Raw genomic sequence first — 22743 nt, forward strand, 5'->3', positions numbered from 1 at the left:
CATAAAGAAAGAGGCAAGTCTAAAAAACAGCTGTTTTTGTGACCGCACTTTTTTCTTCTTTTTCGTCGTCAGTTTGAGCCGGTTTCAATTTCATCAGCTCTAACACGGCAAAACGATACTCAACAAAGTTATACACCTGATTCGCAATAGCAAGTTTGAATAAAGCCGCAGCCTCATCAATTTGCCCCAAATTGAGTTTTTGTTTTGCTAGATAAAAGTAGGTTTCAGTTAATATTTCTGCATATTGCTGTGAGTTTTCTGCAAATTTAGTTGCCCGTTCTTGCAACTCGCCCACAGAAATATTACCTAAATAGTATTGAACGATATTTGTCCCCCAGAAGTCCTTAGATAGCCCTTTAGCTCGTTCAACAAGGTTGGCATGGGCTTCTTGTGGTTTTAATTTTTGTTCGTTCAAATAGAGCCAGAGTACACGATAAGGGTCTTTGGTATCGGTTTCATAAAACTTCATCAAATCGTCTTCAGCAAGATTATAGCGTTCGACGTAATAAAAATTTAAACCACGATTAAGGTGGGTATAGTCATAACTTGGATCCAATTCAAACACCGCATTAAAGGTTTCTAATGCGCTGTCGTAATCTTCCTCAAGCAGTAAGTAAAGCCCTAGATAATTGTAAACGGAAGCCATCTTTGGCTGTAACGAGAGGGCTTGTGTAAAGTCATAACGTGCGAGGCCCCACAAACCGAGGGAATCATATAAAACGCCACGTTCAAAGTGAAGCGTCGCTCGTTCTTCATTACTCATTTTTCCAACTAATAAAACTTGGCTGATTCGGGTAATCATCACTTCTTGTTCGAAATGACTATTCGGTGTTTGATCTGCTAGTACGACTTTATTTGGCGCGACAAACACGTTTCCCGATTGTACACAACCGGAAATAAATAAAGTCAGACTTAGGCTAGATAACGAAACTAGAAAACGGAAGAACCGAAAATATTGCATTGTTTTATAAGTTAGCTTGATAATCAAAACGGGTGTGTAAATTGAATTCACACACCCTGTGAGATTATTCTTGTTCTTCTGAAATGTCTTCTGCAGGTGCAGATTCTGCTTCAGTTTCTTGTTTTGGTGCAAGATCTTTCATGGTTAAGCGGATACGACCTTGGCGATCGATTTCAACCACTTTAACCGTCACTTCTTGACCAACTTGAAGATAATCACTCACTTTCTCTACGCGTTCTTCTGCGATTTGAGAAATATGAACTAAACCTTCTTTATTTCCTACGATAGCCACGAATGCACCGAAATCAGCAAGACGAGTCACTTTACCTTTGTAAATTGCACCCGCTTCAACTTCAGCAACAATTTCTTCAATACGTACCATCACATTTTTAGCTGCACTGCTATCTACTGCAGCAATTTTCACTGTACCATCATCATCGATATCAATAGAAGTACCGGTTTCTTCAGTTAATGCACGGATAGTTGCACCACCTTTACCGATAACATCTTTGATTTTCTTCGGATCAATTTTCATGGTGTGAATACGCGGCGCGTAGTCAGAAATATCCGCACGTGGTGCAGGGATTGCTTGTTCCATTACGCCAAGAATGTGCATACGTGCACCTTTCGCTTGGTTTAATGCAATTTGCATAATTTCAGGGGTGATACCCTCAATTTTGATGTCCATTTGAAGTGCAGTGACACCTTCACGTGTACCTGCTACTTTAAAGTCCATATCACCTAAGTGGTCTTCATCACCTAAGATATCTGAAAGCACCACGAATTTCTCTTCTTCTTTCACTAAGCCCATTGCGATACCCGCAACAGCGGCTTTGATTGGAACACCCGCATCCATTAATGCTAAAGACGCACCACATACAGATGCCATAGAAGAAGAACCGTTAGATTCAGTGATTTCAGATACAACACGTACTACATACGGGAATTCTGCAAGGCTTGGCATAACCGCAGCGACACCACGTTTTGCTAAACGGCCGTGACCGATTTCACGACGTTTTGGTGAGCCGATCATACCCGTTTCACCTACAGAGTATGGAGGGAAGTTGTAGTGGAATAAGAAGTGATCTTGACGTTCACCTGTTAATTCATCAATGATTTGTGCATCACGTTCAGTACCTAAAGTCGCTACGGCTAATGCTTGCGTTTCACCACGGGTGAAAATTGCAGAACCGTGAGTACGTGGTAATACACCAGTGCAAATATCTAATGCACGAACGGTATCAACGGTACGACCATCAATACGTGGTTCACCGGCGATGATACGACCACGAACGATTTGGCTTTCAAGTGCGGTGAAAATATCCACGATTTTACCTTCGCTGATCTCTTCATCTTCAGCTGTGATTTGTGCAATTACATCTGCTTTAATTGCATCGATTTGTTCATAACGTGCTTGTTTTTCAGTAATGCGGTATGCATCACCTAAACGTGCTTCAGCAATCGCTTTTACTTTGTTGATTAAATCTGTGTTTGGTTGTGGCGCAACCCAATCCCAACGTGGTTTGCCTGCTTCTTTGGCAAATTCTTTGATTGCTTCAATTACAACTTGTTGTTGTTGATGACCGAATACCACTGCCGCTAACATTTGTTCTTCAGTTAAAATGTCAGCTTCAGATTCAACCATTAATACGGCTTTGTCAGTACCTGCAACCACTAAGTCCAAACGGCTTTGTTTTTGTTCGGCCATAGTTGGGTTTAATACGAATTGGTTGTCGATAAAACCAACGCGCGCTGCACCGATAGGGCCATTGAAAGGTACACCAGATAAGGTTAATGCTGCAGAAGCACCGATCATTGCCACTAAGTCAGGGCTGATTTGTGGGTTTACAGAAACTACAGTTGCCACAACTTGGATTTCGTTGAAGAAACCTTCTGGGAATAATGGACGAATTGGACGGTCGATTAAACGTGCGATTAAGGTTTCGCCTTCAGATGGACGACCTTCACGTTTGAAGAAACCACCAGGGATTTTACCTGCTGCATAAGTACGCTCTTGGTAGTTTACGGTTAATGGGAAGAAGTCTTGACCTTCTTTCACATCTTTTTTAGCCACAACAGTCACGAATACCGTGGTATCGTCCATGCTTGCCATAACCGCAGCAGTTGCTTGACGTGCAATTGCGCCGGTTTCTAGAGTAACGGTATGTTGACCGTATTTAAATTGTTTAACAATTGGATTCACAATGTTTTCCTTCAAAATAATATTTAAAACAAAGCTTTATTTTCCAGATTGCGACTAGCAAAAGAAATCTTTCGAGAAAATGACCGCACTTTGGGCGTTTAAAAATCTCTTTTGATAGCCGCACGCTAATGCAGAAAATAAAGCTCGCTTATTATACAGAGTTTTAAATTTATTGGTAACTTTATTTAATATAAGCAACTTGTTATCATATTCTCATACAAATACATACGTAAGGAGACACTATGATTATCAGTGCATTAAATAACCCAAATTTCAAAGTGGGTTTACCAAAAGTTATCGCGGACATTTGCGATCATCTCAATACCTTAGATCTTGAAGCATTAGAAAATGGCCGTCATGATTTAAGCGAGCAAGTTTATATGAATGTCATGGAATTTGATACGGTTGAAGCGGATAGCAAACAAGCTGAACTTCACCATAAATATTTGGATATTCAATTACTTATTCGTGGTGAAGAGAATGTTGAAGTAAGTGCTAGCTATCCAAACCTCAGCTTATACGATGAATATCGTGATGCCGATGACTACCAACTTACCCCGCAAATTGAAGATAAAAGCACCGTGACACTTTTACCAAAAATGTTCGCCGTCTTTTTCCCTTATGAGCCACATAAACCAGGTTGCACCGTAAACGGCAAATCAAGTTTTGTGAAAAAACTGGTGGTGAAAGTACCAGTAGAATTGATTTAATTATTTCGATTCATTAAAGCAAAAGTGCGGTCAGAAATTTATGTATTTTTCTGACCGCACTTTTTTATTATTTAATCACCGTAATTGACCATTTGGCATCGTCAATTTGCTCGAAGTTTGTGACTTCATAGCCTTCTTCTGCAGCCCAAGCAGGAATGGCTTCAGTGGCTTGTGTGCAGTCGAATTCAATTTCTAGGCCATCGCCTTTATTTAACTTAGCCATGGCTTCCTTAGCTTCAACGAGAGGAAATGGGCAAACAAGGCCAAGTGTTGGTAATTTAACGATCATATAAGCTCCTTATGATGCTTTTGCTAATTTTAAACATTGTGGACGGATAATGGTGAAGTAGGCGGCCACCCAAGTACCGAGAATCATCAATGGCAATGAGACCCAGCCTTGCCAAGAGAAAAAGGCGGTTTCGACTAAGCCATTACCGATAGAACAGCCACCCGCAAGCGTTGCACCAATACCCATAAGAATACCGCCGAGTCCGCTGCGTAGAATCGTAGTGGCATCCGGTACACGGACACGGAATTCATTGCTTGCTTTAGCGCCGATGAATGATCCAATAAAAATCCCTAAAACTAAGAATACGCCCCAGTTAATAAATTTACCGTCGCCAGTAACGAGGAATTGCATGATATTAGCTGATGGACCAGTGATCCCAAGTCCAAACTCACGGCCAGTAGCAACACTGAGTGGCCAAGCCGCAAGCGCGATTAATCCGATTAACACAGCAGAGAAAAATGGATGCCAGCGTTTTTCAAATAATAAGTGGGCAAGTCCTGTTTTCTTTGGTTTTAATGCCGCGACTTTTACGCTTGGTTTACTGAGATATTTGTACACATAGAAAGCTGTCACTAAAGTTAATAATGTGACTAACCACCAAGGTGAAATGCCGAATGTATCGTAAATGTTGCGTTGTTCGATATTGATACTGCGTAAAGTTTTATTGAATTCCCCTAATGGACCAGTACGCATGATGGCACTTAACAACATATAAGTGAATAAAGCAACCCAACTGCCGACTAAGCCTTCTGCAGCACGATACCATGTACCTGTCGCACAACCGCCAGCAAGAACAATGCCGATACCAAACACAAAGGCACCGATAATCACCGCTAAAAAGGCAAAATTTTCAGCTGGATCGACATTTAATACACCGATTTCTTTTAAGAGGAAGAAACCGATGGATTGCACGGTAATCGCCAATAGAAGGGCTACAAACATTTTGTTATTTTTGGTGACATACATATCGCGAAATGCACCAGTAATACAAAAGCGTCCACGCTGCATGACAAATCCGAGTAAAATTCCGCAAAGTAATCCGGTTAAAAGCATAACTATTCCTTTCTTTTAGAACTAAGTAGGGCAGTATTTTCTAAAAAAAGAAGAAGATAACGCCAATAACTTTTAGCTAGAAAATATGTTTTTTTGATATAAAAAAGTGCGGTCAGAAATTTATATATTTTTCTGACCGCACTTTATCGTAAGTTATCACGATATTAAGGGCAGGGTTTACTTACCATAATTTCAATTACTTGGCGATCGATGTGGTGCATACTCTTAGATGCAATCGAACATAGATTGTCGATAGTGCGATCGAGATCGTGTTCAACGATACCTTCATTACCCGTAACATGGGTTTCATCCATTGCCATGAGAACTGATTTATAGCCAGATGCCACACTGGTGGACACTTTCATTGCACAGCTATTGGATGCGCCATCGCAGATGATTCCGCTGATGTCACCAATCATGCTGCAAATCCCCATGCTCACGGTTTCGAATTTACCCGTAAGTAAATAGGCGATACCCGCACAGCTTCCCATCGATGCGGTTGTTACCGCACAAAGGGCTGACAGTTTGGGTAATTTACTGTGGATATAAATGGCCATTAAGTGTGATAAGAAGAGGGCACGGAGACGTTTTTCTTCACTCACGTTTAAATAATCGGCGACCACAACCACGGGCATAGTGGCGGCAATACCTTGGTTACCTGAACCTGAATTACTCATCGCTGGTAATGTGGCTCCCCCCATACGCGCATCGGAGGCTGCGGTGGTTTCAATCATGATTTTACTGAGTAAATCATCTGACATTAAGCCACTACCAACTTGTTTGCGTAACGTTCTGCCAATATGTAAACCATAATTTTCGCGCAATCCTTCGTTAGACAGCGCGCGGTTGAGCGCGGCAGCTTGTCCGATAAAGCGGATTTTATCGAGTTCGACTTCACAAGAAAATTCAAAGATTTCACGTGAGCTCACCTGTTTAAAAATATCATAAGGATCGCAATCAGCACATTCATCATGTTCTTTCTTAAAAATAATTTCACCATTTTTTTCAATCAAAATGATGTTGGTATGTTGATCTTGAATGGCTACTTTCACTCGGTCGTTATCGGCGAACAACACGGCTTCCGAATATAAAATATGCTCAGTTTGATGAATATCGATATTAACGAGTTTTTTATCAAGCATTGCCTTGGCTTGGGAAACTTGCTCTGGCGTGATGTGTTTTAATACTTCCAATTCACCTTCTGGGTCACCGCCTAAAGCACCAATCGCTGCGGCAATAGGTAAACCCACCATGCCGGTTCCTGGCACTGCAACGCCCAATCCATTTTTCATTAAGTTTGGCGACACCTTGGCTTCAATACGCTCCGGTGTTTTGCCTAAATATTTGGCTGCCGTTGCTGCAGCAAGCGCTAAAGAGATAGGTTCAGTACAGCCAAGTGCGGGAACCACATCACGTTCTACAATTTGAATTAATGGTTTTTCGATTTCGTTGAGTCTTTCTTGATTCATAAAATTCTTTTTAATCTGTTAAATGCTATCTTCTTTCTCTATGACTAATATGCGCGCTTCGCCTTGTGGATGAGCAACATGTTCGGTACCGATACTCGCATAAAAAATATCACCCGTATGGAGCAATACGGCTTTCTCTTGGCCCTCTTCCTTGTAGCGCATTTCCACCTTACCATCCATGACAGCAAAGACTTCTTCACCGTCATTGATATGCCATTTGTAAGGTTTATCTGTCCAGTGCAGGCGCACGGAAATGCCATTCATATTGGTAATATCAAGAGCTCCCCAAGCGCGTTCTGCCGTAAAGAGGTGACTTCTAATAACTTTATTCATGACTAAATTTGTTAGTGAGCCTCATCCCAGTTAGTGCCTTGCCCCACATCTACAATCAGTGGCACCACTAAATCAGCCGCGCTTTCCATTTGTGTTTTGATGAGTTCGCTATAAAACGCGACTTTTTCTGACCGCACTTCAAACACCAATTCATCGTGCACCTGCATAATCATCGCAATATCGGGATCGTTTTGCAGTTTTTGATCCAATTGAATCATGGCACGTTTGATAATGTCTGCGGCTGTACCTTGCATTGGTGCATTGATCGCGACACGTTCAGCCCCTTTACGACGCATTGCGTTGCTAGAATTAATATCAGGTAAATATAAACGACGGCCGAATAGGGTTTCCACATAGCCTTGGGCTTTGGCTTTTTCACGAATATCGTGCATAAAAGTTTGTACGCCCGGATAGCGTTTGAAATACAAATCCATATAGCTTTGGGCATCGGCACGGCCAATACCGAGTTGACGCGATAAGCCAAAGGCTGACATGCCGTAAATTAAACCGAAATTAATTGCCTTGGCATTGCGGCGTTGCTCTGACGTCACTTCATCCAGTGCGACACCAAAGATTTCTGCCGCAGTAGAGCGGTGAATATCTTTGCCTTGAGTAAAGGCGTTAATTAAGCCCTGATCCTGTGATAGGTGTGCCATAATGCGCAGCTCGATTTGCGAATAGTCAGCTGCCACAACAGTAAAGCCTTCGCACGCAATAAATGCCTGACGAATACGGCGGCCTTCTTCATTACGAATCGGAATGTTTTGCAGATTCGGATCGCTTGATGAAAGACGACCGGTGGCGGTCACCGCTTGATGGTAGGAAGTATGCACTCGACCCGTTTGCGGATTCACCATTTGCGGTAATTTGTCGGTGTAGGTGGATTTTAGTTTGCTGAGACCACGATGTTCTACCAACACTTTCGGTAATTCATGACTAAATGCGAGTTCCTCCAACACTTCCTCGTTGGTGGATGGCGCACCTTTTGGTGTTTTTTGAATAACCGGCAAACCTAATTTATCAAACAAAATTTCTTGTAATTGTTTGGTGGAAGCTAAATTAAATGGTTGCCCCGCCAAGACATAGGCCTGTTCTTCTAATTCACTTAAACGGTTAGCAATTTCGTTAGATTGTAGGAATAGCGCATCGCTATCAATTAAAACACCGCGACGTTCCATACGGGATAGCACGCCTAACAACGGCAATTCCATTTCTTTAAAGAGTTTTTCCAGAGTGGGTTCTTTGGAGAGTTTTTCCCATAGCACTTGCTGCAGTTTCATTGTTACATCAGCATCTTCCGCTGCGTACTCGGCGGCTTTTTCCAACGGAATTTGGTTAAAGGTCAGCTGATTTTTACCTTTGCCTGCAATCTCTTCAAAGCTGATGGTTTGATGCCCTAAATAACGTTTCGCCAGGTCGTCCATATTATGACGGCCTGTGCTGTTGAGTACATAGGATTCAAGCATAGTGTCGAAAGCCACACCTTGCACATCGATGCCATTACGGGCGAAGATGGTGAGATCGTATTTGAAGTTTTGCCCGACTTTTTGAATAGTAGGATTTTCTAAAATCGGTTTTAACAACGTAAGTGCGGTTGTTTTTTCGAGAGTTTTTGGTGCGCCTAAATAATCTAATTGTAGCGGTAAATAAGCGGCTTCACCGTTTTCTAACGCAAAGGAAATACCCACCAAGTTGGCAGCCATATAATCTAAATTATCGGTTTCTGTATCCAAGGCAAAAAGTTTGGCTTGATTGAGTTTTTCCACCCAACGATTTAAATCTGCTTCAGTGAGCAAGGTTTCATAACGGCTGCGATCAATTTGAATTGCCGGCAATGCTTCATCGCTATTGTCTTGAGCGGGCACTGGTGTAACTTGATAGTGATTAATCTTGGTTGGTTGTTCGTTGTTATTGGTGATGGAATCAGCGCCATTCATCACTTCATTGAGCCAACGTTTAAATTCATAACGACCGAAATATTCGGTAAGTTGCTCGTTATTGCTTGCACCAAGGGTAAGTTGTTCCGGAGTGATATCGAGAGCGACATCGGTTTTGATCGTGGCAAGGCGATAGGATAAATCGGCCATTTCTTTTTCAGCCAATAATTTATCCCCTAATTTTTTTGCCCCACGAATTGGCAACTCAGCCACTTTGTCTAAGTTGGCATAAATCTCTGCCATGCTGCCGATACCTTGCAAGAGACCAAGTGCGGTTTTTTCACCGACACCCGCTACACCTGGAATATTATCAGCACTATCGCCCATTAGCGCTAAGTAATCAATAATGAGTTCTGGCGGAATACCGTATTTTTCAATCACAGCATCGCGGTCTAATAAGGTGTTATTCATGGTGTTGATCAACATAATGTTGTCATCCACTAGCTGTGCCATATCTTTATCGCCGGTACTGATCAAAACTTTTTGATTCGCTTTGGAAGCCGCTACCGCTAGAGTACCGATGACATCATCGGCTTCTACACCTTCAATAACTAAAAGAGGAATGCCAAGGGCTCGGATAATATCGTGTAACGGCTGAATTTGTTTGCGTAGGTCGTCTGGCATCGGTGGACGATGGGATTTATATTGTTCAAACATTTCATCACGGAACGTTTTGCCCTTTGCATCAAAGACCACTGCAATATGGCTCGGTTGCACTTGTGAAATCAGGCTTTTAAGCATGTTTAATACACCGTACATGGCGCCTGTCGGTTCGCCAGCAGAATTGGTGAGCGGTGGAAAAGCATGAAAAGCACGATATAAATAAGATGAACCGTCCACTAGGACTAATGGATTAGGAGCGATAGTTAGCATAAATATTCCGTTCAAAAATAATGAAAAGTGTCGCATTATAGCGTAAATTGCGAAATGGGGCGAACGGATAAAGTGCGGTCAATTAAACGTAAAAATTATGACGAAGGCATTTGGCTGTGGCATAATAGGAGTACTTGAGCATTCAACATAAGGGAATAATATGTCATTAAAACTGGTTGAAGTTGTTGTATTAGGGCAAGTGTTGCGCTTGAATGTCCCTGCTGAACAAGAAGAGATTTTGCGTCAAGCGGCGCGTAATTTAGATCTTCAAGTGTCTGAAATGAAAGAACGTACAGGGTTATTGCAATTAGACCGAGTGCTTTCTATTGTTGCCTTGAATTTAAGTTTTGAATTAACCCAAGAAAAGAATAAAAATGCCCAGATTGAAAACGTGTTATGTACGCGAATTCAGCAGTTAGATCATTCTTTAGAGAATGCATTAGGTGGCCGTTCCATTGTGGATTAATAAAAAAAGAACCGCATATTAAAAGTGCGGTTCTTTTTTTATGTATTTTTAATCGGGTGTGTAATAGAGTTTACCAATTTCAATTTTTTGTCGTCCTGTTTCTTCACGCCATTTATTGCTGTCTCGTAAAGAATAAACACAGCCACAATATTCCTGTTGATAAAAACGTTCACGTTTACTAATTTCGATCATGCGTTGCGATCCGCCAGCTTTACGCCAGTTGTAATCCCAATAAATCACATCATCATATTTTTCAGCCGCACGGTGACCACAACCATTAATTTGATCCATATCTTTCCAGCGAGAAATACCAAGGCAGCTGGTAAATACAGGGAAGCCATGTTCATGAGCATATTCAGCGGCTTTTTCAAAACGCATATCAAAACACATGGTGCAACGGATGCCACGTTCTGGCTCCCACTCCATACCTTTTGCGCGATCAAACCATTGTTGGCGATCGTAGTCTGCATCGATAAATGGAATCCCGAATTTTTGGGCAAAGCGGATGTTTTCTTCTTTACGAATTAAATATTCTTTTAATGGATGAATATTCGGATTGTAAAAATAAATCGTAAACTCAATACCTGAGGCCAAAATGGCTTCCATCACTTCACCCGAACAAGGCGCACAGCAAGAGTGGAGAAGTAGCTTATTATGCCCTTCAGGTAATTCGAGTTTTTCACGAATAAAAGGCGCATTGGGATCCTTGCGCACTTTTTGTTTGCGTGGTTTTTGAAATTTAGGTTGAGAATCGACCGCACTTTGCGGTTGAATTTGTTCTTCAGTCATATTAATAAGTTCGGTCTACCGATAAATAAGCCAGTGAAATTAAGGCTTTTTTGTATTCGCTTTCAGGTAATAAGGCAATGGCATCAACCGCTTTTTGGGCTTCTTGTTTCGCGCGATCCATTGCGTAATCAAGGGATTTATGTTCAGCCATGATCGCAAGTACGTCATCGATCGCATCACGTTTTCCGCCTTGTTCAATGGCTTCGCGAATAAGCGCGGCTTGTTGTGGGTTGCCGTGACGCATTGCGTGTAATAAAGGAAGAGTAGGCTTACCTTCAGCGAGGTCATCACCCACATTTTTACCTAATGCAGCCGCATTAGCACTGTAATCTAGCACGTCATCTACTAATTGGAATGCGGTACCAAGATAGCGACCATATTCTTGAAATGCGGTTTCAATTGATTTTTCAGCACCCGCAACAATCGCAACAGATTGTGCTGCCACTTCAAATAAGCGTGCTGTTTTACTATAAATCACACGCATATAGCTTTCTTCTGTGGTATCGGGATCGTTCACGTTCATTAGTTGTTGAACTTCACCTTCAGCCAATACGTTAGTGGCGTCCGCCATAATACGAAGAATATCTAGCGATTGTAACTGCGCCACTAATTGGAATGCACGAGTATAAATGAAGTCACCTACTAATACGCTAGCGGCATTACCAAAGGCTGAGTTTGCCGTTGCGCGACCACGACGCATATCCGATTCATCTACCACATCATCATGTAATAAAGAAGCGGTGTGAATAAATTCTACAAAGGTAGCACAAGTGGCCACTTTATCGCTTTCATAGCCTAATGCACGTGCCGCTAAAACCGCAATAAGTGGTCGAATACGTTTTCCGCCACCTTGTACAATATAAAAACCAAGCTGATTAACCATCGGCACATCGGAGTTAATTTGTGCTAAAATGGCTTGGTTGACTTTCTGCATATCCGCATCTGTTAATGCTTGGATGGCATGCATATCCATTAAATCTTGTTTGTTCATCTTCATTTGGTTCGATGGTTGTGTATATAAAAGAAAAGTGCGGTGAATTTTACCCGATTTTTCAAGGTTTCTGAAATTAAACTCGAGGAAAAGCGCTTTTTTTTATTTTATTGCAAATAAGTGCTTGCGATCGAGTTGTTTTTTCCGTAGAATTTGCGACCTATTTATATGAATTTTGAAGTGCGGACCGAAAAATAGTAACGGAGAAGCACAATTATAGCGGAGTATTTATGTACGCAGTTTTCCAAAGTGGCGGTAAACAACACCGTGTGAGCGAAGGTCAAGTCGTTCGTTTAGAAAAACTTGAACTTGCAACTGGCGCAACAGTTGAGTTCGACTCAGTGTTAATGGTCGTTAATGGTGAAGATGTTAAAATTGGTGCACCAGTAGTAGCTGGCGCGAAAGTAGTGGCTGAAGTTGTGGCACAAGGTCGTGGCGATAAAGTTAAAATCGTTAAGTTCCGTCGTCGTAAACACAGCCGTAAACAACAAGGTCATCGTCAGTGGTTCACAGAAGTGAAAATCACTGGGATTCAAGCATAATTTCAGAGGAGATCAAGTAGATGGCAACTAAAAAAGCTGGTGGTTCAACTCGTAACGGTCGTGATTCTGAAGCTAAACGCCTTGGTGTTAAACGTTTCGGTGGCGAATCTGTATTAGCAGGTAGCATCATTGTACGTCAACGTGGTACTAAATTCCACGCAGGTAACAACGTAGGTATGGGTCGTGACCACACCTTATTTGCTACCGCTGACGGTAAAGTAAAATTTGAAGTTAAAGGCGAGAAAAGCCGTAAATACGTAAGTATTGTAACTGAATAATTTTACATCTGATTTGATAAACGCCCCGCATTATCTGTGGGGCGTTTTCTTTTTTATCTGTAATTTACAATCATCAATCACATTTGTTATTCTGGCACTATTGCTTATCTTGATATTTCTTAGTCGAAATTTATCTTAATTCCTAACCGCACTTTAGTAAAATAAAGGAAGATATCATGAAACAACAACCGCTTTTAGGTTTTCTCTTCGCTTTAATTACGGCGATGGCGTGGGGATCTTTACCTATTGCGTTAAAACAGGTTCTATCAGTGATGACACCACAAACGATCGTCTGGTATCGATTTGCGGTAGCTTCTCTTGCACTATTGATTCTGTTAGGTTACAAGAAAAAATTGCCACAATTTTCGAAAGGTGGTCGTTTCATTTGGCTTGTACTCATAGGTGTAGCAGGATTAGCGGGTAATTTCTTTTTATTTAATAGCTCACTTAAGTTTATCGATCCTTCTTCAGCCCAAATTTTTATTCATTTTTCTTCTTTTGGTATGTTAATTTGCGGTATTTTTGTCTTTAAAGAAAAGCTCGGATTACATCAAAAGATTGGTTTAGGTCTTTTATTGGCTGGGTTGGTGCTTTTCTTCAATGACAAGCTTGATGTGTTTAAAGGAGAGAGTGGTTATTTAACAGGTGTCTTACTCAGCCTGACTGCTTCATTAGTTTGGGTGGCTTATGGTATGGCACAAAAGCTTATGCTCCGTCGTTTTAGTTCGCAACAAATTTTATTAATGATGTATTTCGGCTGTCTTTTAGTCTTTATACCTGTAGCTGAATTCTCACAAGTGAGTAACCTCACCCCGTTTGCATTCGGTTGTTTTGTTTATTGCTGCTTAAATACCTTATTTGGTTATGGGGCTTATGCTGAGGCGCTTAATCGTTGGGAGGTTTCTAAAGTAAGTGTAGTGATAACCTTAGTACCACTCTTTACCATTTTCTTTGCCTATCTTGCCCATTAGTGAGCCCTGAGAATTTTGCCGCACCAGAATTAAATATGATTAGCTATATTGGGGCGTTTGTTGTAGTATGCGGAGCAATTTTGTCGGCAATCGGACATAAGTTATTACCGCAATCAAAATAAAGTGCGGTTAAATATTGGAGAGTTTTTATGAAATTTATTGATGAAGCCTTGATTCGTGTGGAAGCAGGGGATGGTGGAAACGGTTGTGTAAGTTTCCGCCGTGAAAAATTTATCCCTAAAGGCGGCCCAGATGGTGGCGATGGTGGCGATGGCGGTGATGTTTATTTGGTTGCAGACGAAAACTTAAATACTTTGATCGATTATCGCTTTACAAAACGTTTTGCCGCAGAGCGTGGTGAGAACGGACATAGCTCAGATTGTACCGGTCGCCGAGGTAAAGATATTACATTACGTGTACCAGTGGGAACGCGTGCAATTGATAATGACACCAAAGAAGTGCTTGGCGATTTAACAAAGCATGGTGCCAAAATGTTAGTGGCGAAAGGTGGTTATCATGGTTTAGGTAATACGCGTTTTAAATCTTCAGTAAACCGTGCTCCTCGCCAAAAAACCATGGGGACACCAGGGGAAAAACGCGATTTATTATTAGAATTAATGCTTCTTGCGGATGTCGGGATGCTTGGTTTGCCGAATGCAGGTAAATCGACCTTTATCCGTGCGGTTTCAGCTGCAAAACCAAAAGTTGCAGATTATCCATTTACTACTTTAGTGCCAAGTTTAGGCGTAGTGAAAGTGGATGAGAGCCATAGCTTTGTGGTGGCAGATATTCCTGGATTGATTGAAGGTGCATCGGATGGTGCGGGTTTAGGGATTCGTTTCTTAAAACACTTAGAACGTTGTCGTGTGTTAATTCATTTAGTAGATATTAACCCAATTGATGAATCCGATCCTGCTGATAATATTTCGATCATCGAGTCAGAATTATTCCAATATAGCGAAAAATTGGCAGATAAACCTCGTTGGTTGGTCTTTAATAAAATTGATACGATGACTGAAGAAGAGGCGCATGAACGAGCACAGGAGATTACGGAACGTCTTGGTTGGGAAGAAGGCTATCACCTTATTTCTGCCGCAACGGGTAAAAATGTGCCACCACTTTGTCGTGATATTATGGATTTCATTGAAGCCAATCCACGTGATGCAGAAGTAGAAGAAAATAAACCGGAAGAAGTGAAATTCAAATGGGAAGACTACCATCAAGAACAGCTCGCTGAACATCAATTTGATGATGAAGATGACGACTGGGATGATTGGGACGAAGAAGATGAAGAAGGCGTTGAGTTTATTTATAAACCTTAATGCCTAAATGAAAAAAGAGCGGAAATTTGACCGCTCTTTTTTATTGCCTTTAACCTTTCTTTTTACCACCTTGACGCGCTTTAAAGCGAGGGTTGGTTTTCGAAATGACATAAACGACACCGTGGCGGCGAACAATTTTGCAGCCAGGACGGTTTTTAGCACTTTTTAGCGAAGATAATACTTTCATTGAATATTCCTATTTTGATTTAAATGCACCAAATTTACCATAGCGGTTTGCAAATTCACTTGCACGACCTTCATTCCCAATTTGACGGGTTTTACCGGTATAAAACGGGTGAGATGCAGATGAGGTATCACACATAAATACAGGGTATTCGTTACCATCTTCCCATTTCATGGTGTTGTTAGTTTTAGCGCAAGAACGGATGAGAAAGCCTTGTTTCGCATTGGAATCGTAAAATAAAACGGTACGATAATTTTCAGGATGAATACCTTTTTTCATTAGAACTCCTTATATGACGGAAATAATTGGGCGAAGATACTAATTTAAAAGAGAATGATTATCAATGTATTTTTATTCATAACAATGAGAATTTTTTTCATATTGAGAAAAAGAAAAATGCCTTTCGGTTGAAAGGCATTTTGTCTGTTTGGAGGGAGAGTTATCCACGATGCGCGTTTTTCATAATACGCTCTTTCGCCACTTTCCATTCACGTTCTTTAATATCATCACGTTTATCATGTTGTTTTTTACCTTTCGCGAGACCGATTTTGATCTTCGCCCAAGGGCCTTTCCAATAAAGAGAAAGGGCAACAATGGTAAAACCATCACGGCTTGATTTACCGAAAAGATTATCCAGTTCACGTTTATTCAATAAAAGTTTACGTGTACGCGTCGGATCGCAAACTACGTGAGTTGAGGCTAAGCTTAATGGTTGAATGGTTGCACCAAATAAATAGGCTTCACCGTTTTTAAAAATGATATAGCTGTCGCTGATATTGGCTTTACCCGCGCGCATTGATTTGACTTCCCAACCTTGTAATTCAAGGCCGGCCTCAATCTCATCTTCAATAAAATATTCATGTCTAGCTCGTTTGTTTAACGCAATGGTATTGGAGCCGACTTTGACTTTCTTCTTGGTCATTGTTATCCGTTGTTCATTAATCGTAAATTGGCGTTGATTTTACCGAATCTCGCCGTGGATAGCAAAAAACAAAAGGCTGATTTGACTCAGCCTTTTATTACTTAATGATAGATTACTCTTCTAATTCACCACAGAAACGATAGCCTTCACCATGCACGGTAGCAATGATTTCTGGTGTATTAGGATGATCTTCAAAATGCTTACGAATACGACGAATTGTTACATCTACAGTACGATCTTGTGGTTTTAATTCACGCCCTGTCATTTTTTGCAATAATTCTTCACGTGTTTGCAATTTGCCTGGGTTTTCACAGAAATGCAACATGGCACGAAATTCACTACGAGGCAATTTAAATTCAACGCCTTCTGGTGTAATTAAATTATGGCTATTTAAATCCAGCGTCCAACCATTAAAACGATAGTTCTCACGTTGTAAATGGGCTTCTTTACCATTTAATGTCATCGTGCGATGTAATAAATTTCGTGCACGAATAGTAAGTTCTCTAGGGTTAAATGGCTTTGTAAGATAATCATCGGCTCCGATTTCTAAACCTAAAATTTTATCGACCTCATTATCTCGCCCAGTGAGGAAAATCAAAGGGATAGGTGTTTTTTCACGTAATTCACGACCTAGTAATAAACCATTCTTACCAGGTAAGTTGATATCTAATACAATGAGATTAACCGTTTCTGAATTTAGCTGACGATACATTTCTGCACCATCTTGTGCTTGTAATACGTCATAGCCTTCAGCTTCGAAAATTCCTTTTAATGTATTACGGGTTACCGCTTCATCTTCCACGATGAGGATTTTTGGGGTAGCCATTCATTGCTCCTTGTTATACTTTATTATGAGTATATTCTATAATTGTAACATTGCTGTAACAACAGAAAAGTATGGTCATTTTTTTAAATTACATTTAATTTTATGATCTAAGTCATAAATTCTTAACATTCTGTTCATCTATGCTAGAATTTTAACAGGAACAACAAATGGAACTTTATGATGAAGCGAATTCTTCTTTTTTTATTTTTTATTTTTACCGCACTTTCCACTCAAGCCGGTCTTTTTGATAAAAAATCAGCTTTCTTACCTGTGGATGACGCTTTTCAATTTTCAGCTGCGAAAAGCGATAATCAAGAAAATGTGATCGTCAAGTGGTCAATTGCAGAAGGGTATTATCTCTATCAAGAGAAAATTTCCGTGAAACTTAACCAAGCGGAAACCCCATCCTTTGATGTGCCGACATTTTCTATTTCACCTGAAGATTATAACGATCCTTATTTTGGCTTAATGAAGATTTTCAAAAAGCCGGTACAAGCTATTTTTAAAGCAAGCCAGCCGCCATTAAAAGCAGAAGATGTGATTGAAATTGCTTACCAAGGTTGTACTGAGGGCTTTTGTTATCCCCCTGAAGTGAAAGAAATTAAAGTGGCGGATTTGCCTATTGTCCAGGTTACCGATACTAAAAAAACATCGGAAAAATCGACCGCACTTTCAGCACAACCTAAAGCAGAGCAAGACCGTTTAGCGGAAAGTTTATTTAATAGCAAATATGCCGTATTTGGTTTCTTTTTATTGGGCTTAGGTTTGGCTTTTACCCCCTGTGTGTTGCCAATGCTACCATTGCTTTCAGCGATAGTAATTGGTCAAAATCAACGCCCTAATATGTGGCGTGCTTTCGCATTAAGTTTTGTATATGTGCAGGGGATGGCGCTGACTTATACCTTACTAGGCTTGATTGTAGCTGCAATTGGTTTGCCATTCCAAGTGGCGTTGCAACATCCTTATGTGATGATTGGGTTATCAATCATCTTTGTTTTGTTAGCTTTGTCGATGTTCGGGGTATTTACCTTACAGCTTCCAAGCTCATTACAAACAAAACTATCTTTACTTAGTCAACAGCAAAAAGCCGGTGCCTTTGGTGGAGTGTTCTTAATGGGAATGATTGCGGGACTTGTCGCTTCACCTTGTACATCAGCACCGCTTTCAGGGGCCTTGCTTTATGTGGCGCAGAGTGGCGATTTATTCACTGGTGCGATTACGCTTTATTTGCTCGCATTAGGGATGGGCGTACCACTTATTTTAATCACCTTATTCGGTAATAAAATCCTGCCTAAATCAGGTATGTGGATGGAAACGGTCAAAAAGCTCTTTGGCTTTGTGATGCTCGCATTACCGGTATTCTTAATTTCTCGTATTTTACCAGATGAATGGACACCAAGATTATGGGCGATGCTCGGCACTGCATTTTTTATTTGGTTTGCTTTCCAAATGCCGAAGAATGGTACAGGTTGGCTATTCCGAATTCTATTTTTAGTGGCAGCGATGATTAGTGTGAAACCGCTTCAAGCATGGGTTTGGGGTGAAAGCTCTGCACAAAGTGCAGTCGAAAATAAATTGGTTTCTCATGTTGAATTTAAACAAGTGAAAAGTGAAGCTGAATTGCAACAAGCACTGGCGGAAAATAACAAATCACTGGTGATGCTCGATCTTTATGCGGATTGGTGTGTGGCTTGTAAAGAGTTTGAAAAAGAAACATTTAGCGATCCTCGTATACAAAAAACCTTTGGCGATATGTTGCTCCTTCAAGTTGATATGACAAAAAACTCTGAAGAAAACCGTGCTTTAATGACAAAATATAAAGTGCTAGGTTTACCGACTATTTTGTTCTTTAATCAAGATGGAAAAGAAATCGAGGGGAGTCGTGTTAACGGATTCATGCCGCCTGTTGAGTTTCTACAATGGATTGAGAAAATCAGTAAACCATAAAATTATTTCTTAATCGTAAAAAGTCCTTTTCGATTTAAGGTATTGTTTAGTGTTAAGTTAATCATTAATATACACCCCGTTCTCAAATCACTTTTTATTTTTATGAGGTAAACTTTATGAAAAACTTAGAAAAATATTCTCCGTATGTTTTAGCTTTATTACGTATCATCGCTGCCTATATGTTTATCTTGCACGGTACAGCGAAATTCTGGGAATTCCCAGTGTCAATGACTGGTGGTAATGGTGCGGTGGGCGATCCACTAATGATCGTTGGTGGGATAATTGAGATTGTAGGTTCAATCTTATTAATTTTAGGTTTATTTGTTCGCCCAGCGGCATTTATCCTTTCAGGTCAAATGGCTTATGCATATTTCTTCATGCATGTAGCAGGTAAAGGGAATTTGTTCTTCCCAATCGCGAACGGTGGTGAACTTGCTTTATTTTATTCTTTAGTGTTCTTCTATTTTGTGTTTGCTGGTGCCGGCGCATTTTCTCTAGACAACCGCAAACGTTAATCAATTATTTCATTAATTTATTGCCCGCATTTTGCGGGCTTTTTTTTAATCAATTAAATAAATCACACACTTTTAAGTGTGGCTTACCAGTAAAATTTTTTCTATATAAACGCAAACGTTTGCGCTATAATTTATCCCGCTTATTTTAACCATTTAATGAAAGGAAAATATAATGACAGATCGTCCAATTCGTCAGGCTTTACTGAGTGTTTCTGATAAAGCCGGTATCGTAGAATTTGCTCAAGGCTTAGTACAGCGTGGTGTAAAACTACTTTCCACAGGCGGTACTGCAAAATTGTTGGAGCAACATGGTTTGCCGGTGACTGAAGTGTCTGATTATACGGGATTCCCTGAAATGATGGACGGTCGTGTAAAAACCTTACATCCAAAAGTGCATGGCGGGATTCTTGGGCGTCGTGGTACAGATGATGCGATCATGCAGCAACATGGCATTGAAGGCATTGATATGGTCGTCGTGAATTTATATCCATTTGCAGCCACCGTGGCTAAACCAGATTCCACATTGGCTGATGCGGTAGAAAATATAGATATCGGTGGGCCAACCATGGTACGTTCTGCAGCGAAAAACCATAAAGATGTGGCGATTGTAGTGAATAATCATGATTTTAATGCCATTCTTGCTGAAATGGATAAACACCACAACAGCTTAACTCTTGAAACCCGTTTTGATCTTGCCATCAAAGCATTTGAACATACCGCTCAATATGATTCTATGATTGCTAACTACTTTGGACAAATGGTGAAACCGTATCATGTGGCAGAGGAAGAAGATGCCAATGCGAAGTGCGGTCAATTCCCACGTACTTTAAACCTTAACTTCGTGCGTAAACAAACCATGCGTTATGGGGAGAACGCTCATCAAAATGCTGCTTTCTATGTTGATTTAAATGTGAAAGAAGCAAGCGTAGCTACCGCTCATCAATTACAAGGTAAAGCCTTGTCTTACAATAATATTGCAGACACCGATGCGGCACTTGAATGTGTGAAAGAATTTGATGAACCGGCTTGTGTGATCGTTAAACATGCAAATCCATGCGGCGTGGCTTTAGGCAAAGACATTTTAGACGCCTACAACCGAGCCTATCAAACAGACCCAACCTCAGCCTTTGGCGGCATTATTGCCTTCAACCGTGAATTAGATGAAAAAACCGCGACTGAAATTGTGGAACGTCAATTTGTTGAAGTGATTATTGCACCGAGAGTATCAACTGAAGCGCAAGAAGTCGTGAAACGTAAGAAAAATGTTCGTTTACTTGAATGTGGTGAATGGACTTCACGTTCTGAACGTCTAGATTTTAAACGTGTAAACGGTGGTTTATTAGTACAAGATGCAGATTTAGGCATGGTTGGTGTGGATGATTTAAAAGTGGTAAGTAAACGTCAGCCAACTGAACAAGAACTAAAAGACTTACTATTCTGCTGGAAAGTAGCAAAATTTGTGAAATCGAATGCCATTGTTTATGCTAAAGATAATCAAACTATTGGCATCGGTGCTGGCCAAATGAGCCGCGTATATTCTGCGAAGATTGCAGGGATTAAGGCACAGGATGAAGGTTTAACCGTAGCCGGTTGTGTGATGGCATCTGATGCATTCTTCCCATTCCGTGACGGTATTGATGCAGCGGCGAAAGTAGGGATTCAATGTGTTATCCATCCAGGTGGTTCAATGCGCGATCAAGAAGTCATTGACGCAGCGGACGAACATAATATGGTGATGGTATTAACTGGAATGAGACATTTTAGACATTAATTTATGTCGTAACTTCGCTCAATGAGCGACTTTTTTACTTATTCCTCCCCCTCTTTGCTAAAGAGGGGATTGAATTCAAAAAGATACAAGGAGCATTATGAACATCCTCATCATCGGAAATGGCGGTCGTGAACACGCCTTGGCTTGGAAAGCAGTACAATCTCCACTAACAGATAAAGTTTTTGTTGCCCCAGGCAATGCAGGTACCGCATTGGAACATAAAGTAGAAAACGTGAATATTTCTGCAACAGATATTCCTGCATTGGTGAAATTTGCTCAAGATAAGCAAATCGGGCTCACAATTGTGGGGCCGGAAGCCCCGTTAGTGATTGGTGTGGTTGATGCATTTCGTGAGGCTGGACTGAAAATTTTTGGCCCAACGCAAGCGGCTGCGCAATTGGAAGGTTCAAAGGCATTCACCAAAGATTTCCTCGCGCGTCATAAAATCCCAACGGCAGAATATCAAAACTTCACCGAAGTTGAGCCTGCATTAGCGTACTTGCGTGAGAAAGGCGCGCCAATTGTCGTTAAAGCGGATGGTTTAGCGGCGGGGAAAGGCGTAATCGTTGCAATGACATTGCAAGAAGCGGAAGACGCTGTACGTGATATGCTTTCGGGCAATGCCTTTGGCAAAGCGGGTAGCCGAGTGGTGATTGAAGAGTTTCTAGATGGTGAGGAAGCCAGTTTTATTGTCATGGTGGACGGTAAAAACGTTGAACCTATGGCTACCAGCCAAGATCATAAACGCGTGGGCGAAAATGATACAGGTTTGAATACTGGCGGTATGGGGGCTTATTCTCCTGCGCCAGTGGTGACACCTGAAATTCATGATCGGGTGATGCGTGAGGTGATCTATCCAACGGTCAACGGCATGGCTGCAGAAGGCAATGTTTATACCGGTTTCTTGTATGCCGGTTTGATGATCATGCCAAATGGTCAGCCGAAAGTAATTGAATTTAACTGCCGTTTTGGCGATCCAGAAACACAGCCAATTATGCTACGCCTTGAATCAGATCTCGTTGAGCTTTGCCTTAAAGCTTGCGAGGGAAAATTGGATGAAGTGAAATCCCAATGGAATCCAAAAGCGTCCTTAGGTATTGTGTTAGCCGCGGAAGGCTATCCAGGCGATTATCGTAAAGGCGATGAAATCAGCGGCTTACCTCAAAGTGCGGTCGAAAATGAGAAAGTTTTTTTGGCAGGCGTAGAAGCGAAAGCGGGCAAGTTAGTCACCAACGGTGGCCGCGTGCTTTGTGCTACTGCGTTAGGCGAAAGCGTATTTGAAGCGCAACAAAAAGCATTAAAACTCGCTGAGCAAATTCAATGGACTGGACGTTTTTATCGTCGAGATATTGGTTACCGTGCTGTTGAACGTGAGCAGCAAAAATAACTAC

At 41.1% G+C, this 22743-nt stretch carries 22 protein-coding genes and 1 pseudogene; 10 read left to right on the forward strand and 13 right to left on the reverse strand.

Annotated features, from left to right (window positions below; genetic code table 11):
* Positions 1-19 precede the first annotated feature (19 nt).
* Positions 20-961, reverse strand: a complete 942-nt coding sequence (gene nlpI, locus HMPREF3263_RS03155) for a lipoprotein NlpI (protein WP_070852945.1) — start codon at positions 959-961, stop codon at positions 20-22.
* A gap of 64 nt (positions 962-1025) precedes the next feature.
* The gene (pnp, locus tag HMPREF3263_RS03160; protein ID WP_005695417.1) at positions 1026-3164 is read right to left on the reverse strand and encodes a polyribonucleotide nucleotidyltransferase; all 2139 of its coding nucleotides are present in this window, start codon (positions 3162-3164) and stop codon (positions 1026-1028) included.
* 242 nt (positions 3165-3406) lie between these two features.
* On the opposite strand from pnp, the gene nanQ reads away from it, so the two are divergent.
* Positions 3407-3874, forward strand: coding sequence for an N-acetylneuraminate anomerase (gene nanQ / locus HMPREF3263_RS03165; protein ID WP_070852946.1), 468 nt, complete (start codon positions 3407-3409; stop codon positions 3872-3874).
* Positions 3875-3941: 67 nt separating this feature from the next.
* On the opposite strand, the gene HMPREF3263_RS03170 is transcribed toward nanQ, so the two are convergent.
* The 5 genes from HMPREF3263_RS03170 to polA all read right to left on the reverse strand — a co-directional run bounded on the left by HMPREF3263_RS03170 (position 3942) and on the right by polA (position 9828).
* A complete protein-coding gene (locus HMPREF3263_RS03170; protein WP_005631077.1) occupies positions 3942-4163 on the reverse strand; it encodes a sulfurtransferase TusA family protein in 222 nt (73 codons plus the stop codon).
* A gap of 9 nt (positions 4164-4172) precedes the next feature.
* Entirely contained in the window at positions 4173-5216 is a 1044-nt protein-coding gene (locus HMPREF3263_RS03175) for a YeeE/YedE family protein (protein ID WP_070852947.1), read from the reverse strand.
* A 164-nt stretch (positions 5217-5380) separates the two neighbouring features.
* Positions 5381-6685, reverse strand: a complete 1305-nt coding sequence (locus HMPREF3263_RS03180; RefSeq protein ID WP_070852948.1) for an L-cysteine desulfidase family protein — start codon at positions 6683-6685, stop codon at positions 5381-5383.
* Positions 6686-6703: 18 nt separating this feature from the next.
* Positions 6704-7018, reverse strand: coding sequence for a cupin domain-containing protein (locus HMPREF3263_RS03185; protein WP_070852949.1), 315 nt, complete (start codon positions 7016-7018; stop codon positions 6704-6706).
* A gap of 11 nt (positions 7019-7029) precedes the next feature.
* Positions 7030-9828: a DNA polymerase I gene (polA, locus tag HMPREF3263_RS03190; RefSeq protein WP_070852950.1), complete on the reverse strand. Its 2799-nt coding sequence runs from the start codon at positions 9826-9828 to the stop codon at positions 7030-7032.
* A 160-nt stretch (positions 9829-9988) separates the two neighbouring features.
* Between polA and HMPREF3263_RS03195 the strand changes: the two genes are divergently transcribed.
* Positions 9989-10294 (forward strand): cell division protein ZapA, encoded by a 306-nt coding sequence (locus tag HMPREF3263_RS03195; RefSeq protein ID WP_049372795.1) that lies wholly within the window; start codon positions 9989-9991, stop codon positions 10292-10294.
* 48 nt (positions 10295-10342) lie between these two features.
* On the opposite strand, the gene HMPREF3263_RS03200 is transcribed toward HMPREF3263_RS03195, so the two are convergent.
* Together HMPREF3263_RS03200 and ispB are read right to left on the reverse strand one after the other, a co-directional pair.
* Positions 10343-11083 carry an epoxyqueuosine reductase QueH gene (locus HMPREF3263_RS03200; protein ID WP_049379906.1) on the reverse strand — a complete coding sequence of 247 codons (741 nt, stop codon included), beginning with the start codon at positions 11081-11083 and terminating at the stop codon, positions 10343-10345.
* A gap of 1 nt (position 11084) precedes the next feature.
* Complete coding sequence (gene ispB / locus HMPREF3263_RS03205) at positions 11085-12074, reverse strand: octaprenyl diphosphate synthase (protein WP_049380004.1); 990 nt, start codon at positions 12072-12074, stop codon at positions 11085-11087.
* Between the two features lie 230 nt (positions 12075-12304).
* Between ispB and rplU the strand changes: the two genes are divergently transcribed.
* The 4 genes and pseudogenes from rplU (at position 12305) to cgtA (ending at position 15187) form a co-directional block, all read left to right on the forward strand.
* Positions 12305-12616, forward strand: a complete 312-nt coding sequence (rplU, locus tag HMPREF3263_RS03210) for a 50S ribosomal protein L21 (protein ID WP_005695431.1) — start codon at positions 12305-12307, stop codon at positions 12614-12616.
* A gap of 20 nt (positions 12617-12636) precedes the next feature.
* On the forward strand, positions 12637-12894 hold the full coding sequence (gene rpmA / locus HMPREF3263_RS03215; protein ID WP_005539872.1) for a 50S ribosomal protein L27: 258 nt from the start codon (positions 12637-12639) through the stop codon (positions 12892-12894).
* Between the two features lie 176 nt (positions 12895-13070).
* A pseudogene (locus tag HMPREF3263_RS03220) lies at positions 13071-13987 on the forward strand (DMT family transporter).
* 27 nt (positions 13988-14014) lie between these two features.
* Positions 14015-15187, forward strand: coding sequence for an Obg family GTPase CgtA (gene cgtA / locus HMPREF3263_RS03225; protein WP_070852951.1), 1173 nt, complete (start codon positions 14015-14017; stop codon positions 15185-15187).
* A gap of 49 nt (positions 15188-15236) precedes the next feature.
* Here cgtA and ykgO read toward each other — a convergent pair whose 3' ends face one another.
* The 4 genes from ykgO to arcA form a co-directional block, all read right to left on the reverse strand.
* Positions 15237-15374, reverse strand: coding sequence for a type B 50S ribosomal protein L36 (ykgO, locus tag HMPREF3263_RS03230; protein WP_005695435.1), 138 nt, complete (start codon positions 15372-15374; stop codon positions 15237-15239).
* 9 nt (positions 15375-15383) lie between these two features.
* A complete protein-coding gene (locus tag HMPREF3263_RS03235) occupies positions 15384-15650 on the reverse strand; it encodes a type B 50S ribosomal protein L31 (RefSeq protein WP_005695437.1) in 267 nt (88 codons plus the stop codon).
* A 160-nt stretch (positions 15651-15810) separates the two neighbouring features.
* Positions 15811-16293 (reverse strand): SsrA-binding protein SmpB, encoded by a 483-nt coding sequence (gene smpB, locus HMPREF3263_RS03240; RefSeq protein WP_014064114.1) that lies wholly within the window; start codon positions 16291-16293, stop codon positions 15811-15813.
* 112 nt (positions 16294-16405) lie between these two features.
* The gene (gene arcA / locus HMPREF3263_RS03245; RefSeq protein ID WP_005695439.1) at positions 16406-17119 is read right to left on the reverse strand and encodes a two-component system response regulator ArcA; all 714 of its coding nucleotides are present in this window, start codon (positions 17117-17119) and stop codon (positions 16406-16408) included.
* Between the two features lie 180 nt (positions 17120-17299).
* Between arcA and HMPREF3263_RS03250 the strand changes: the two genes are divergently transcribed.
* The 4 genes from HMPREF3263_RS03250 to purD all read left to right on the forward strand — a co-directional run bounded on the left by HMPREF3263_RS03250 (position 17300) and on the right by purD (position 22739).
* Positions 17300-19066, forward strand: coding sequence for a protein-disulfide reductase DsbD (locus HMPREF3263_RS03250; RefSeq protein WP_070852952.1), 1767 nt, complete (start codon positions 17300-17302; stop codon positions 19064-19066).
* A 116-nt stretch (positions 19067-19182) separates the two neighbouring features.
* A complete protein-coding gene (locus HMPREF3263_RS03255) occupies positions 19183-19581 on the forward strand; it encodes a DoxX family protein (protein ID WP_005695441.1) in 399 nt (132 codons plus the stop codon).
* A 172-nt stretch (positions 19582-19753) separates the two neighbouring features.
* On the forward strand, positions 19754-21352 hold the full coding sequence (gene purH, locus HMPREF3263_RS03260) for a bifunctional phosphoribosylaminoimidazolecarboxamide formyltransferase/IMP cyclohydrolase (RefSeq protein ID WP_065243058.1): 1599 nt from the start codon (positions 19754-19756) through the stop codon (positions 21350-21352).
* A 97-nt stretch (positions 21353-21449) separates the two neighbouring features.
* Positions 21450-22739 carry a phosphoribosylamine--glycine ligase gene (gene purD / locus HMPREF3263_RS03265; RefSeq protein WP_070852953.1) on the forward strand — a complete coding sequence of 430 codons (1290 nt, stop codon included), beginning with the start codon at positions 21450-21452 and terminating at the stop codon, positions 22737-22739.
* Positions 22740-22743 lie beyond the last annotated feature (4 nt).

The organism is Haemophilus sp. HMSC61B11, assembly GCF_001838615.1.
GTDB classification, from domain to species: Bacteria; Pseudomonadota; Gammaproteobacteria; order Enterobacterales; family Pasteurellaceae; genus Haemophilus_D; species Haemophilus_D parainfluenzae_AD.

What these genes read in the sequence shown, in the direction of transcription:
- cgtA (WP_070852951.1), top strand. Translation starts at nt 14,015, where the DNA reads ATGAAATTTATTGATGAAGCCTTGATTCGTGTGGAAGCAGGGGATGGT.
- HMPREF3263_RS03255 (WP_005695441.1), top strand. Translation starts at nt 19,183, where the DNA reads ATGAAAAACTTAGAAAAATATTCTCCGTATGTTTTAGCTTTATTACGT.
- HMPREF3263_RS03195 (WP_049372795.1), top strand. Translation starts at nt 9,989, where the DNA reads ATGTCATTAAAACTGGTTGAAGTTGTTGTATTAGGGCAAGTGTTGCGC.
- HMPREF3263_RS03175 (WP_070852947.1), bottom strand. Translation starts at nt 5,216, where the DNA reads ATGCTTTTAACCGGATTACTTTGCGGAATTTTACTCGGATTTGTCATG.
- purH (WP_065243058.1), top strand. Translation starts at nt 19,754, where the DNA reads ATGACAGATCGTCCAATTCGTCAGGCTTTACTGAGTGTTTCTGATAAA.
- smpB (WP_014064114.1), bottom strand. Translation starts at nt 16,293, where the DNA reads ATGACCAAGAAGAAAGTCAAAGTCGGCTCCAATACCATTGCGTTAAAC.
- HMPREF3263_RS03185 (WP_070852949.1), bottom strand. Translation starts at nt 7,018, where the DNA reads ATGAATAAAGTTATTAGAAGTCACCTCTTTACGGCAGAACGCGCTTGG.
- ispB (WP_049380004.1), bottom strand. Translation starts at nt 12,074, where the DNA reads ATGAACAAACAAGATTTAATGGATATGCATGCCATCCAAGCATTAACA.
- rplU (WP_005695431.1), top strand. Translation starts at nt 12,305, where the DNA reads ATGTACGCAGTTTTCCAAAGTGGCGGTAAACAACACCGTGTGAGCGAA.
- HMPREF3263_RS03250 (WP_070852952.1), top strand. Translation starts at nt 17,300, where the DNA reads ATGAAGCGAATTCTTCTTTTTTTATTTTTTATTTTTACCGCACTTTCC.
- purD (WP_070852953.1), top strand. Translation starts at nt 21,450, where the DNA reads ATGAACATCCTCATCATCGGAAATGGCGGTCGTGAACACGCCTTGGCT.
- arcA (WP_005695439.1), bottom strand. Translation starts at nt 17,119, where the DNA reads ATGGCTACCCCAAAAATCCTCATCGTGGAAGATGAAGCGGTAACCCGT.
- rpmA (WP_005539872.1), top strand. Translation starts at nt 12,637, where the DNA reads ATGGCAACTAAAAAAGCTGGTGGTTCAACTCGTAACGGTCGTGATTCT.
- HMPREF3263_RS03200 (WP_049379906.1), bottom strand. Translation starts at nt 11,083, where the DNA reads ATGACTGAAGAACAAATTCAACCGCAAAGTGCGGTCGATTCTCAACCT.
- nanQ (WP_070852946.1), top strand. Translation starts at nt 3,407, where the DNA reads ATGATTATCAGTGCATTAAATAACCCAAATTTCAAAGTGGGTTTACCA.
- nlpI (WP_070852945.1), bottom strand. Translation starts at nt 961, where the DNA reads ATGCAATATTTTCGGTTCTTCCGTTTTCTAGTTTCGTTATCTAGCCTA.
- HMPREF3263_RS03235 (WP_005695437.1), bottom strand. Translation starts at nt 15,650, where the DNA reads ATGAAAAAAGGTATTCATCCTGAAAATTATCGTACCGTTTTATTTTAC.
- HMPREF3263_RS03170 (WP_005631077.1), bottom strand. Translation starts at nt 4,163, where the DNA reads ATGATCGTTAAATTACCAACACTTGGCCTTGTTTGCCCATTTCCTCTC.
- polA (WP_070852950.1), bottom strand. Translation starts at nt 9,828, where the DNA reads ATGCTAACTATCGCTCCTAATCCATTAGTCCTAGTGGACGGTTCATCT.
- HMPREF3263_RS03180 (WP_070852948.1), bottom strand. Translation starts at nt 6,685, where the DNA reads ATGAATCAAGAAAGACTCAACGAAATCGAAAAACCATTAATTCAAATT.
- ykgO (WP_005695435.1), bottom strand. Translation starts at nt 15,374, where the DNA reads ATGAAAGTATTATCTTCGCTAAAAAGTGCTAAAAACCGTCCTGGCTGC.